The sequence below is a fragment of the Lysinibacillus sp. FSL K6-4013 genome, from assembly GCF_038630435.1.
In the GTDB taxonomy this organism is placed as follows: Bacteria; Bacillota; Bacilli; order Bacillales_A; family Planococcaceae; genus Lysinibacillus; species Lysinibacillus boronitolerans.
On the sequence record NZ_CP152031.1, the window covers coordinates 2821076 to 2834881 of the forward strand.

Consider the following 13806-nt stretch of genomic DNA (forward strand, 5'->3'; position numbering starts at 1 on the left):
TTATTTATATCGTTTTATTGTACCTTATCCATTCCCATAAGAAAAACCTTTGGTGTACAGTTTCTCCAAAGGTTTCTTAATCATTTTGGTTGCCATGACACAAGGGCTGCATGAAAATCATGACGATAATAATAACGTCCATCCTTTTTTTCGATAAAAGGTAGCAGTGATTCCTCTACATGGGCTCGCTGAAAATTCGTCGTTAGGATTTTTTTACTCTGTGTTGCCACAAGCTGCTCATAGCTTTCATATTCATAGACACGCTCGAGCGGGATAATCTGACAATCCGCGTAAATATCCATTTCATAGAGTAGATTCAAAAACTCGATATAATCTCTGCGCGGAAATTTAATGTCATAACCATATTTTTCATACAATTGTTCATAGTGTGGCTGGATGGGCCCTGTCGTCATCCCAATGATGGCCCGCTTCTTCGCCAGCCGATTCATGTGATATAAAGCTGCTTTGATTTCATACATGCGGTAAAAACAATTCACGCCCAGGACGATATCATGTGGTTCAATCTCATCATCCTCTAAGCTTTCCCACTTCGCATGAATATAGGAAACGTGCTCCTCCTGCGGCATACACTGTTGTAAGTAATTCAAAATGCTTTCAGAGCTATCCACACATGTAAGCTTGCTTACTTTATCAGCTAATGGAAATGTATAATTGCCCCATCCAGGACCAATTTCTAATACAGAATGCTGAGGTTCAATCTTTTTTTGAAGCTCCTGAAAAATCAATGCAGCATAAGGATCTGTTTGTCCCACTTTTTTACGTGCCACGGATTGCACCCAAAATTGCTCCTCTAGCTGATCATTCACCATTCGTTCAGGCATATTGCCATGCCAGTCCTTCATACCTTCCTGCCATAATGCCTCATAGTTAATGGCTAACGGCCCTTTTCTCGTCATATAGATACCTCTAAAGATAATAATTCATATATTTTTTTCATATCAAGATTTGCTCGTACATGGTCAGCTAACATATTATAGGCATCTTCTCTTCGTTCTGCGTCACTTTTTACATCACTTGGTAAAGCAGATAACCCTTTTTTCACTCGTATTTCATTGACAAGTTGACGGGTAAAAGTACGATTATGGAACAAGCCGTGAAAATACGTGCCAATCACTTGCTCATCTTGACTAACCGCACCATCTTCTCTTCCATCCTCTAACAGTAAAAACGGTGATACCGCATCACGTAAAATTTTCGTACGCCCTAGATGGATTTCATAGCCTGTCAATGTGTCCTGCCCTCTTACGCCTGTCATTTGCACCGTTTTTTTATTGCCTACAAAAATAGTTTCCATCGGCAATAGCCCAAGACCATCTGCAGATTCACCATTCCCCTCCACTGCTTCTGGATCAAGTAATGTTTCACCAAGCATTTGGAAACCGCCACAAATGCCAATAATTTTCGTACCGCATTCACGTAAATGTGTAATGGCTTGATCGAAGCCCTGTGCTTTTAGCCAAGCTAAATCATCCATTGTACTTTTCGTTCCTGGCAGAATGAGTAAATCGGGTGTACCTAGTTCATTGACATGACCAATTAAACGTACACCTACCTCTGGCTCATCAAAAAATGGATCAATATCGGTGAAGTTTGAAATACGTGGTAAACGAATCATGGCTACATCTACAGCAAATTCGCCTGGCTTTGGTTTTTTAAAACGAAGTGACGATAATGCAAGTGAATCCTCTGCTTCAATATTGACCTCGACATAAGGAATCACACCAAGTACTGGAATACCCGTTTCGCGCTCCACCCATGCCAAACCATCATCCAGTAACTCACGCATGCCTCTAAACTTATTAATAATTAATCCCTTAACACGTGCTCGTTCTTCCTCGTCTAACAATGCCAGTGTCCCAACAATCGAGGCAAAGACCCCGCCACGATCAATATCAGCAACGAGGACCACCGCTGCATCTGCTAAGTGAGCCATTCGCATATTAGCAATATCGCGATCCTTTAAGTTAATTTCTGCTGGGCTACCAGCGCCCTCTAGAACAATGACATCATATGTATTTTGTAGCGTGCGTACTGATTTTTCTACGATCGGCATCGCTTCTTGCACAAAATTATTGCGGTAGCTTTTGGCATCCATATTTAAAAAATGTTTACCATGAACGATAACCTCTGACATCATATCTTGCTTCGGTTTCAGCAGGATAGGATTCATATCAGTCGTTGCAACAACACGAGCCGCCTCGGCCTGTACCCCTTGGGCCCGGCCGATTTCACCGCCATCTTTCGTAACAAATGAATTAAGAGCCATATTTTGTGATTTAAATGGGACTACCTTCAGTCCATCATCTGAAAATATACGACATAGTGCGGTACAAATCATACTTTTTCCAACATCGGAAGCTGTTCCTTGTATCATGATTGATTTTGCTGGCATAGTCACTCTCCTCTGTAATGTTCGGCGTCGCTCCGCGGGTATATCATGGCAAAGCGCGGGTATTTCCCTTCACTCCGCGGGTATTCCATGGCGAAGCGCGGGTATTTCTCTTCACTCCGCGGGTATTCCATGGCAAAGCGCGGGTATTTCTCTTCACTCCGCGGGTATTCCATGGCGAAGCGCGGGTATTTTTCATTCAGCCTTGTAAAGGGCCTTAAAATTCGAGCCCTTTCACCGCTGGAATCCCTTCATCATAGTAATGCTTTGTCGCCTCAATGGTTGACACTAAATCAGCCATTGCTAGTAATGCTGGATTCGCACTTCGTCCTGTGACAACCAAATGCATTGTAGAAGGGCGGTGTTGGATTGCCTCGATGACTTCTGCTAGGGGAAGGACATCATCGATTGGAAACTTGGTGATCGCTAGGGCATTGTTCAGTTCATCTAAAACCAATAAATCAATGCTGGCATCCTGTAGAGCTGCCTTCGTTTTTTTCCAAGCCTTGGCTAATGCAGCTCGATGCTCCTCAGGTGTTTTTGTCCATGTAAAACCTATGCCCATTTGTTCCATTTCTACGCCTAGCTTACGAAGGGCAATTTGCTCTCCATAAGTACGTTCTGGGGATTTGATAAACTGCAGATAACGCACATGTAAGCCTCGACCAACTGCACGCAATGTAACGCCAAGAGATGCTGTCGTTTTGCCCTTACCCTCACCTGTATATACTAAAAACAAGCCTTTTCTTGCCATACTGATAGCCTCCTTACAGCCATGTTGTCTTTTCTGCAAACGGCGTTCGTTTCTTGTCGGTTTGTTCTTGCTCCTGTGGGTAGCCAATAAATATTGTACCAACTACTTTTTGAGCGTCGCTTGCACCAATAAACGTATGCATACGAGGATCATGTACGAGGCCAACACCACGTGTACGCCAAACAAAGCCAAGACCTAGCTCCTCTGCTGTCAACCACATAGACATAATGGCACTACATACAGCAAAGACATTATCTTCTGTCGCATCTGTGTCCCCTTCTACTATGTCAGCTGTCACCACAATGGCTACAGGGGTTGTTTGTACAACCTTTAATGAACTTTCCACTAAATTTGGCTTCGTGGGGAAGCGTTCTTGTAAATAAGCACTAGCCATTTCTTCATAACGCTTCATGGCTTCATCTTGAATGACATAAAAATGCCAGGGCTCACGCATCCGGTCATTCGGTGCATAGGTTGCTGCCTGTAAAATTTGTTCAATTTTTTCTTTCTCTACTGGTTGTGTCGTGTAATTACGAATTGCTCGACGTTTTTTTAATGCTTCAATGACAGTCATAGTGCTTCCTCCTTGTGACCTTATAAGAAATGATTATGAAAAGGTAAGTCCTTGCTCTTCAAACCATTGAATTTTTTCACGTACATTGACAACCTCGCCAACAACAATCATAGAAGGGTTATGGTACCCTTCACGCTCAATGATGCTGGCTATCTCATCTAGCGGCCCTGTAATTGTGCGTTGCTGAGCAGTTGTTCCCCACTCAATGACCGCTACTGGGGTTGTTGCCTTCCGTCCATTTTCGATTAATTTTCGAGCAATGTAGGCAATATTACCAACGCTCATATAAAAGGCAACGGTATCTATACCAGTAGCCAATGCGGGCCAATTCAAAAAATCTTGTCCTTTTTCTTCACGACCATGTCCAGTCACAAGGGCAAAGCTTGTGGCGAAGTCTCTATGTGTAACTGGAATTCCTGCGTATGCAGGAGCTGCAATTCCTGCTGTAATCCCCGGAACGATTTCATAGGCAATGCCATGATTTTTTACTATTTCAGCTTCCTCCGCGCCACGTCCAAAAACAAAGGGATCGCCACCTTTTAGGCGTGTAACAATTTTACCTTGTTGTGCTTTTTCAACGAGTAATGCATTTATTTCCTCTTGAATGAGATGATGCTTCCCAGGTAATTTGCCACAATAAACTAGCTCCGCATCCTTTTTTGCAAAATCAAGCAATTTAGGATTTACAAGACGGTCATAAGCAATTACATCAGCCTTTTGAATACATTCCAGTCCATACACAGTAATGAGCTTCGGATCGCCAGGACCTGCTCCCACGATATATACGATTCCATCCTTCATTGCGTTGCTCCCATCAATAGTTGTTGTAAATATGCTTCTCGTCGATCGATCTCACCATGACGTGTCCATTCAAGGATGTTTGGCTCTAGCAATGCTTGTAATGCCGCACGTCTTTGTGGACCTTTATCATACTTAGCAGCAATCATTAATCGAGCTTGCTGTAAAAAGCATACATAGTCATCATAAGCATCATCGAATTGCTCTTCTAAATCTGCTTTAATCTTGCGGGCTAGACTTGGGCTTGCTCCCGATGTCGAAACAGTTACCACCAACGGACCACGGCGAACAGTAGCAGGCGTAATAAAATCACTTTCACTTTGTTTATCTGTTCGGTTGATTAATTGCCAATGCTGTGCTGCTTCTTGAACGGCTTCGTTAACTGCTGTCACATTCGTTGCAGCGATAATGAGAATGGCGTCATCTAAATCACGAGGTTCAAATTCCTTTTGCTTCCAAGTAATTTGCCCTGACTCTGCAAGTGACTGTAATGTGTTATGTAAGGTTGGACTGACAATCACGATGTTTGCCTTTGCTGGTAACAGGGATGCTACCTTCTGCGTTGCCACGTGACCCCCGCCTACAATCACAACTGTTTTATATTCTAGATTGATATGAATAGGAAAATAATTAGTCATTACTTTTCACCTTCTTACAAGCTGTTAACCAATTGTCAACTAGCTTTGGGTTTGATACAAAATGGAAATGAGTATAGCCAGCCACTAAATTTCCTTCTTGATAGCCTTCTTTCTTTTTGCCAAAACGACCAATCGTTTCGTAGGCTGCTGTATTGTGAGAACCACTATATTTGGAGTAATGGAACTCATGGCCCTTCGCTTGTTCCTCAGCACCAATTAAGAAATTATCGGCTGTGCCAAAAATTTCACGATAACCAAGTGCTGCTAGTTTTGTTTGCATCGCCACTTCTCCAGGAATTACCCCTACCATGTCATAGCGGTCGCCATGGCTATTTGTAATGGCCTCTGTTAAATACATAAAGCCCCCACACTCAGCTAATGTTGGAAGACCTTTAGCAATGACTTGACGAATAGAGTCTTTAACGACGGTATTGGTAGCAAGTGACTCTGCAAATTCCTCAGGAAAGCCACCACCAATATACAAGCCATCTGCTTCAGCTGGTACAGGCTCATTCGCAAGCGGTGAGAAAAACTGTAGTGTCGCACCTTTCGCACGTAACAAAGCCAAGTTTTCTTCATAATAAAAATTAAAAGCTGCATCTCTTGCAACTGCTATACAAATATTTCGTGAAGGCTCCTCCCTAAATAAATGGCCTGATTCTTGCAAGATAGGAGCCTTTGTTAAATGTATTAATTGATCCAAATCAATCGTTTCCGCCATCAGGTTCCCTAGTTTATCAAAAAATGAATCTAGCTCTCCTCTTTCAATAGCAGGTACTAACCCTAAATGACGACTCGGGATATCGATCCCTTCCTCACGCTTTAGGTAGCCAATAACAGGTATGCCGCATTCTTGTTCAATAGCTGCCTTCGCAATTTCGTAATGACCGACACTACCAACCTGGTTCGCAATAACACCAACGATATTCGGCTTATCTGATAGTAATTGGAAGCCTTTCACAACTGCTGCTACGCTACGTGCCATGCTAGCACAATTGACAATTAAAATAACAGGACTCTCTGTCACTACGCTAATATCAGCAGCAGACCCAGCGTCAGATAAAGGGCTTTTACCGTCATAAAAGCCCATCACACCTTCAATAATAGATACATCTGCATCTATACTTGCACGTGCCACAATATCACGGACTGCTTCGTGTGAAAACATCCAGCTATCAATATTACGTGATACTCTGCCCGTTACAGCTGTATGATAGGTTGGGTCGATATAATCAGGACCGCATTTAAAGCCCTGCACCACGTTCCCTTTGTTTTGAAGTGCCTTCATCAGTCCAATGGTAAAAGTAGTTTTGCCTACACCACTACCCGTACCAGCTAGTACAAAGCGATTTGTTTGCATGGACTTCCTCCTTAAAATAGGTATCTAGCAACTGAAATCGTAGCATTACCCGATTTTTTCTTCTCTAATAGAAGTGATGGAACCTGTGCATAGCGCATAGCTGCTGGTTCACTCACTCCGTATGCACCTGTATATTTAAAGACTGTTTCAGAGGGTGATGGAAATTCGATTTCATTTAATTCATCCGGTGTATACGTAACGAACTCCCAATCATATTTCTTCGTAATCTCTAAGAAACATTGCTCATCTTTCTTCAAATCAATCGTGCATAAGGCTTTCACACTTTTTTTCGAAAGCTTTAGCTCTGCCAAGGTTTCATCGATTACTTGTTCAATTTCCTCTAAAGATGTACCACGGTTACAGCCCATTCCTAGCACAATGGATTTTGGGCGATAAATAACACCGTTTTCTAGAAGAACCTCTTCTTCAGGTTCAATGATTCGATCTGTTATTAATAATGTGGCATGGGGAGTAGCTTGGATGGCTGCCTGTGTTGATGGATAGATTTTAATTTGCTCTGGCATCGGTGTATCACGCATCCACCAATCACGTTCGCCTGTTTCCTGTACAATGGCTACATGTTCCTCATTTACAACAGATGCACTAACTGGTGTCAATTTATCCGCACTATCCCATACCCAGCCAAAGCGGGCTCCAAATAAATCAACTGGAATCGTCTTTTGTACATCAGAAGCCGTTGTAATAATCGGATTTGCACCAAGTGCAGCTGCCACCTCGTGTGTTAGCTCATTGGCACCACCTAAATGCCCTGATAATACGCTAATAACATTTTCCCCTCGATCATCAATCACCACAACACCTGGGTCTGTCTTTTTATCCTTTAAAATCGGCGCAATCATTCGTACAACTGCCCCTAGTGAAATAATTAAAATCAACCCTTTATATTGCTTAAAAAGTGTTGGCAATAGCAGGCGCACTGTTCCTGTAAATAGTTGAATATGCTTTTCTTCTTCATCGCCTTGTTCAAATTTACTCATATAATATAAATCACTTGCTGCAAAGGTTTGCTGCAGACGACGTCCTATTTGGACACCATGCTTCGTAATGGCTACAACGGCATAAGGATTACGTTGATCAACCTCTGGTAACACACCCTCTTGTAACTCAATCACTTGTCTTCACACCTTTTCTAAAGCCGTGTGTAAAGCTTGCATCATATAACTTCGAACGATATTGATCTTTATCATGAATGTTCGGGTCTAATGCCCAGCCCGCTAAAATCATCGCATGCTTACGAATACCATTCACACGCATCGCTTCATCTAATTCGATTAAAGTTGTTCGTACGATTTTTTGATCGGGCCATGAAGCTCGTTGAATAACTGCTACAGGCGTGTCATCAGCCCAACCAGCACTTTGTAGCTCTTTGACAATTTTTTTCGTCAGCGTTGCACTAAGGAATAAGGCAATTGTACAATGATGGCTCGCTAAATCACGCAGCTTTTCAAATTCTGGTACAGGTGTGCGCCCCTCTGCACGTGTTAGAATAAGGGTTTGTGTTAGATCAGGAATTGTTAGCTCAGCTCCGATTGCAGCGGCCGATGCAAATACAGAGCTAACTCCTGGAATGACTTCATACCCAATGCCTTCCTTTTTTAATAGCGCAACTTGCTCCATAATGGCACCATACATCGCTGGATCACCTGTATGCATACGTGCCACTGTTTTACCAGCATTGACTCGGTCCACCATCACAGCAACCATTTCCTCCAAATGCATACCAGCTGTACGAATGACCTCCGCATCTGGTCTAGCTTTCGCAATAAGGTCCTCACTCACTAAAGAATCTGTATACATGACAACGTCCGCTGTTTGTAACATATGTAAACCTTTGACTGTAATTAAATCCGGATCACCAGGACCAGCGCCGACAATATAGATTTTTTTCATTATTTACGCACCACCATTAATGTTAAATATTCTAAATCGACCCCATCCAACTCACGCACATCCCAAATGATTTCTTCATCAGATGTTACCTTTGTCACCACGGATGCTTTATCTAATAAATCTAAATCGCGTAGCACTTCAAGCATTAAATCAATCACTTTCGCCACTTTAATAAAAACAACAGCATCATGTGTTTCAATCGCTTCACGCATAGCTTCGTAATTGTCATACGCAGGAATAATCGCAACACGATCATCACCATCTGCTAACGCAATGCCTAAGCGTGATGCAGAGCCATTAAACGAAGAAATTCCTGGTACCGTTCGAATTTCGACATCTGGATGCTTGTCCTGCATTAACTTCATCATATGAATAAACGTACTATACAATAATGGATCGCCCTCTGTAACAAAGGCTACATCTTTGCCTGCTTGTAATTTTTCGTAGACAAGTTCTACTGACTTTGTCCATTCACGTTCTAGAACAGCCTCATCTTTTGTCATTGGGAATACAAGACCAAGCATATCTTTTTCTTCTGGATTAATATACACATCTACAATACGATGGGCATAGCTTTTACTGCCTTTTAGCTTTTTTGGGTAAGCAATAACAGGTGATTCCTGAATCACTCGAAATGCCTTTACTGTAATTAATTCTGGATCGCCAGGACCAACGCCCAAGCCATATAAAATTCCTAGATTACTCATGATTTTCTTCCTTTCGATAAGCGGAAATAATGTATATTGGATTTAATGGCACAAAGCGTGTCATATCTAAAATTGGTTTACTGCGTGCCAGCTGAGCCTGTAAAATGTCAACAGCAAAACCACAAGCTTTAAATGCCTCAACAGCTTTATATAAATTTTCAATAGTCGCCGCATTTAAGACAATGCGCCCATTGTGCTTTAAACGCTGACAGCATAACTGCAGTAACTCAACCATTTCACCACCAGTGCCACCGATGAAAATGGCATCAGGGTCTGGAAAGTTGTCTAAACCCTCTGGTGCTTTACTATGAATAGCTGTCATATCAACTCGGAATTTTTGTTGATTTTGAAGACAGTTTTCTAAATCATGGGCATTTTTTTCTACAGCAAAAACTTGTCCCTCAGGAGCAAGCTTACCTGCCTCAATAGCCATGGATCCCGTACATGTGCCAATATCCCAAATAACGCTATCCCGTTGAAGCTGCATGGCTTGCAAACTTAAAACTCGAATTTCTTTCTTTGTAATAAGTCCTTTATCTGGCTTTCGTTGTGAAAATTCCTCATCATCAATCCCGAGCGTGTAGCGTTTCGGTGCTATTGTTTGTTTTAAAATCACGACATTTAAAGGAGAAAAATGAGTAACTTCCATTTCATCGAGCGAGTACCAGCCACTTTTTTCGTTGTCGCCCTGTAAATTTTCGGCGACAAACGCACGATATTCCGTCATACCAAAATGCTTTAGATATTTAGCAAGAGCATTCGGACTATTCTCTGCATCGGTTAAAAGTGCCACTTTCTTTTTGCCATCAATTCGCTGTGCCAGGCCCTTCATTGGTCGTCCATGAATACTCGTTACGTAAGCATCCTGCCAGCTCTCTCCCATTTTCGCAAAGGCAAGCTGGACAGAGCTCATATATGGATAAACCTCTATTTGTAGCTTTTTTGCTAAATAGCCTCCGATGCCATAAAATAATGGATCTCCAGATGCAAGAATCACGGTATTTCTTGTTTCTTCAGACAATCTTTCAACAAGTGTTGAAAGACCTCCTTTTATCAGGATTTTTTCACCTTTAAAGTCTGGGAAAAAATCAAGTACTCGCTCACCACCAACAAGTACCTCACAGTCCTCAATCCACTGAAGGTATTGGGGTAATAAGCTTGCTAATCCGTTATCCCCGATCCCAATCAACTTCATCGATCGATGCAATGTCATCAGCCCTTCCTAATAATTGTCCCTGCATCGAATAGATCGATGTGGAAAGCGTTAAACCGCCCTTAATATGATGGATAGAGGAAAAGCAGCAGGCCTCACATAAACGATGGAAGAACGCATCATAGCCCTTCTCCATCATAATCTCACCCACTTGTGAAGCTGTATTTGCCTCCAGAACTTGTGCTATCGTTTCTTCATCTGCCCCTATATCCTCTGCCAATTGTGCTAAAAAATTAAAATCGATTGGTGCACTTTTGGAATGCACCATCATGACTCCTTGTGCGACTTTAGAAAATTTCCCCATCATCCCAACGAGTGAAACTTGTTTGATGCCTAGACGCTTACAATGCTTTAATGTAAAACCTACAAAGTCACCCATTTCAATAAACGCTTCTTCTGCTAGATGTGGGTATTGTTTCATCGCAAACTTCTCACTTCGCCCACCTGTTGTCACCACTAAATGCTCACAGCCAGCCTCTTTCGCTACACTGATGGCTTGGACAATACTAGCCATATAAGCAGAACTCGAAAAAGGCACGACGGTTCCCCTAGTGCCTAAGATTGAGATGCCCCCAAGTATACCGAGTCGTCCATTTAACGTTTTTTTAGCAATCTCCTCGCCCTTAGGGACAGAAATCACTACATTCACGCCTCGTGTAATGTGAAATTCGTCCAACACACCTTGGACCGTGCTATAAATCATTTTACGGGGTACAGGATTAATGGCTGCTTCTCCGACAGGCACTGGCAAGCCAGGCTTTGTGACACGCCCGACGCCAATACCTCCATCTAAATGAATCCCAGGTGTATCTGCCCAGCTCACTGTGCCAACGATGAGTGCCTGATGGGTCGCATCAGGATCATCACCAGCATCTTTAATCGTTTCACAGCTGACAGCATTTTCTTCAAATATGCATTTTTCAATTGTAAAGGTTGCATCTCGACCAATAGGTAAATGAATCGTGCTTGTCTCTTGCTCCTCCTTGGTAATAAGGGCAAGCAGTGCAGCCTTTGATACAGCAGTTGCACAGGCTCCCGTCGTATAACCGTGACGCATGTCCTTGGGGTCCTTTTTTGGCTTCCGCTCCATTATTTTTTCGCCTGTTCGTCCGCTAAAAGTGAGATGGCATTTAAAGCAGCAACCGTCACTGTACTACCGCCTTTACGACCAACATTTGTAATGTACGGAATCCCTTCTAGTTTAAGCAGCTCTTCTTTTGACTCAGCTGCTGACACAAAACCAACAGGCATACCGATAATTAAATCTGGTTTTGCTAGCCCTTCTTTAATTAAACGAATCAATTCCAGTAATGCGGTTGGTGCATTACCAATGGCATAAATACCACCTTCATGTAATTTTGAAGCCTTTTGCATCGAAATGATGGCACGTGTTGTATTTTGTTTTTTCGCTTCTATTGATACATCTTCATCCGCAATATAGCAATGCAAATCGCCACCATGTTTTTGGAAACGCTTTTTACCAGAGCCACTTTCAATCATTTGCACATCTGCAATGACATGACGTCCAGCAAGAATAGACTTGATACCCGCTTCAATAGCACCTGGTGTAATGATGACACTACGGCCTAGCTCGAAATCAGCGGATGCATGGATAATGCGACGTACAACTTTCCATTCATCTTCTGAGAAATCATGCTCGCCCATTTCCTCTGCAATTATCGAGAAACTGTAATCGTAAATTTTATCTGGGTCCACCGTTAATGGTTTGAAATCTGTTTTAAAATCCATGGAAAATGCCTCCTAAATTGTATGTTCAACAGCCTGTAATACTTCTTCAAATGTTGAATATTGTTGGCCGTATTGAATATTTGGTCGTGCAATAAGAATCGTTTCGATCTGGCATGCAAGGGCTGCCTCTAGCTTCTCATCAACTGAGCCAACTTTACCGCTTTCTTTGGTAATCATCAACGTCACTCCGTATTGACGAAATAGAGCTTCATTTAATTCCTTTGAAAACGGACCTTGAATGGCCACAATATCTCGCTGTGCCACGCCGAGCGCCTCACATTTTTCCATATTGTCCAGTCGTGGAAGCATACGAGCAATTACTCTCGTATTTTCTAAGCCGTGTAAAACCTTCGTAAATGTAGCGAGTGTTTTACTTCCAGTCGTTAGCATAATGACGCCACGTTTTTCTGCAGCTAGCTGAGCTGCCTCCTCATAATCCTTTACAACAGTAATTAAAGGATGGGCATAATGTTCATGAGCTCGCTCATAGCGAATATATGGAATCTGTGCCTGCTCTGCCGCTGCCATCGCATTTTTAGAGGCCTCTTCCGCAAATGGATGAGAGGCATCTACCACCAATTGATAGCCCTGCTCTGTCATGATGGTCGCCATTTCCTCAGCTGTCAGTCGACCGATTAAATGTGGCAGACCAACGTCAGCAAGACTAGAGGCTGCCGATTCAGTGACGACCGTAGCGGTTACCGCATGACCTGCACGTTGTAATGCAAGGGCTAGATCTCTTGCATCACTTGTCCCTGCTAACATGAAAATCATTTTACCGGCTCCTCTTCATGATGATGGTCATGGTCGTGATCATGGTGGTGGTGATGGTCATGCCCATGATCGTGCTCATGATGGTGATGATGATGCGCATGTCCATGTATTGCCGCATAGGCACGATAGTCTTCTAAATCTTGCATACCTGTAGATGTACCGTTGATCGCCTGTTCAATACGCTCTAATAAAACATTTTGTAAACGTTCATGGTAACCAAAATAGTTAGCAATTTGAATATCACACTCTGGATAAAGTTCCTTAAACTTCTCACACATGCCATGCATGCGTTCCATCAAAATGCCTGTGAATAAGAAGTATGGTAACATGATGATTTTTTTTGCACCTAATTTGACACAACGTTCAATTCCTTCTTCAACTCGTGGATCTGTGACACCCATAAAAGCACTTTCTACGTATTTCACAGGTAGTTTTTCCCATAAGAGTCGCGTGATTTTATAAAAATCACCATTAGCAGATGGGTCACTGCCACCTCGTGCAATCAATAAAATCGCTGTGTCTTCCTGCTCTTGTTCTGAATTAAAGCCAATTTCGGCTAGGCGATCTTGTAAAATGGCAAAGATTTCATCATGGATACCTATTGTTTGACCATATGTGAAGGTAATCGATGGATAATGCTCACGTGCATGCTCGATTTCCGCTGGAATATGCAGCTTTGAATGGCCTGCATGCAGTAAAATAATAGGAATTACATGTACCTCTGTTGCTCCCTTTTTCACACAGTTTGTAATACCTTCTTCGATGTTAGGTGAAGCAAATTCAAGGAAACAAGTTTCCACTAAAAATTGTTCATCAATACGGGGTGTCATTTGTTCGATAAATGTACGAACCTCATCATTTCCTGCTGCTAAACGGCTCCCATGGCCGACAAATAAAATAGCTTTCATCTCTCTACTC

At 42.4% G+C, this 13806-nt stretch carries 15 protein-coding genes; all 15 read right to left on the reverse strand.

What is annotated here, in order from left to right; translation table 11 throughout:
* Positions 1–80: 80 nt before the first annotated feature.
* Positions 81–917, reverse strand: a complete 837-nt coding sequence (locus MHB39_RS14005) for a class I SAM-dependent methyltransferase (protein WP_342544208.1) — start codon at positions 915–917, stop codon at positions 81–83.
* Positions 914–2413: a cobyric acid synthase gene (locus MHB39_RS14010; RefSeq protein WP_342544210.1), complete on the reverse strand. Its 1500-nt coding sequence runs from the start codon at positions 2411–2413 to the stop codon at positions 914–916. Before MHB39_RS14010 ends, MHB39_RS14005 begins: the two co-directional genes overlap by 4 nt.
* 214 nt (positions 2414–2627) lie before the next feature.
* Positions 2628–3164 (reverse strand): cob(I)yrinic acid a,c-diamide adenosyltransferase, encoded by a 537-nt coding sequence (locus MHB39_RS14015; protein WP_342544212.1) that lies wholly within the window; start codon positions 3162–3164, stop codon positions 2628–2630.
* Between the two features lie 13 nt (positions 3165–3177).
* Positions 3178–3738, reverse strand: a complete 561-nt coding sequence (locus tag MHB39_RS14020; protein WP_048392353.1) for a nitroreductase — start codon at positions 3736–3738, stop codon at positions 3178–3180.
* Between the two features lie 33 nt (positions 3739–3771).
* Positions 3772–4539, reverse strand: a complete 768-nt coding sequence (gene cobA, locus MHB39_RS14025; protein WP_342544214.1) for a uroporphyrinogen-III C-methyltransferase — start codon at positions 4537–4539, stop codon at positions 3772–3774.
* Positions 4536–5174 (reverse strand): NAD(P)-dependent oxidoreductase, encoded by a 639-nt coding sequence (locus tag MHB39_RS14030; RefSeq protein ID WP_009370253.1) that lies wholly within the window; start codon positions 5172–5174, stop codon positions 4536–4538. The genes cobA and MHB39_RS14030 overlap by 4 nt, the downstream gene beginning before the upstream one ends.
* On the reverse strand, positions 5167–6534 hold the full coding sequence (locus MHB39_RS14035) for a cobyrinate a,c-diamide synthase (RefSeq protein ID WP_048392351.1): 1368 nt from the start codon (positions 6532–6534) through the stop codon (positions 5167–5169). Before MHB39_RS14035 ends, MHB39_RS14030 begins: the two co-directional genes overlap by 8 nt.
* Positions 6535–6545: 11 nt before the next feature.
* Complete coding sequence (locus MHB39_RS14040) at positions 6546–7667, reverse strand: cobalamin biosynthesis protein (protein WP_048392350.1); 1122 nt, start codon at positions 7665–7667, stop codon at positions 6546–6548.
* Positions 7660–8445 carry a precorrin-4 C(11)-methyltransferase gene (cobM, locus tag MHB39_RS14045; protein WP_004231312.1) on the reverse strand — a complete coding sequence of 262 codons (786 nt, stop codon included), beginning with the start codon at positions 8443–8445 and terminating at the stop codon, positions 7660–7662. The genes MHB39_RS14040 and cobM overlap by 8 nt, the downstream gene beginning before the upstream one ends.
* A complete protein-coding gene (gene cobI, locus MHB39_RS14050; RefSeq protein ID WP_004231310.1) occupies positions 8445–9152 on the reverse strand; it encodes a precorrin-2 C(20)-methyltransferase in 708 nt (235 codons plus the stop codon). Before cobI ends, cobM begins: the two co-directional genes overlap by 1 nt.
* The gene (gene cbiE, locus MHB39_RS14055; RefSeq protein ID WP_342544218.1) at positions 9145–10365 is read right to left on the reverse strand and encodes a precorrin-6y C5,15-methyltransferase (decarboxylating) subunit CbiE; all 1221 of its coding nucleotides are present in this window, start codon (positions 10363–10365) and stop codon (positions 9145–9147) included. The genes cobI and cbiE overlap by 8 nt, the downstream gene beginning before the upstream one ends.
* Positions 10322–11455, reverse strand: coding sequence for a cobalt-precorrin-5B (C(1))-methyltransferase (locus tag MHB39_RS14060; RefSeq protein ID WP_036077439.1), 1134 nt, complete (start codon positions 11453–11455; stop codon positions 10322–10324). The genes cbiE and MHB39_RS14060 overlap by 44 nt, the downstream gene beginning before the upstream one ends.
* A complete protein-coding gene (locus tag MHB39_RS14065) occupies positions 11455–12114 on the reverse strand; it encodes a precorrin-8X methylmutase (protein WP_004231303.1) in 660 nt (219 codons plus the stop codon). Before MHB39_RS14065 ends, MHB39_RS14060 begins: the two co-directional genes overlap by 1 nt.
* Before the next feature lie 12 nt (positions 12115–12126).
* A complete protein-coding gene (gene cobK, locus MHB39_RS14070; protein WP_016993831.1) occupies positions 12127–12888 on the reverse strand; it encodes a precorrin-6A reductase in 762 nt (253 codons plus the stop codon).
* Entirely contained in the window at positions 12885–13796 is a 912-nt protein-coding gene (locus MHB39_RS14075; RefSeq protein ID WP_036077441.1) for a sirohydrochlorin chelatase, read from the reverse strand. The genes cobK and MHB39_RS14075 overlap by 4 nt, the downstream gene beginning before the upstream one ends.
* Positions 13797–13806: the final 10 nt, after the last annotated feature.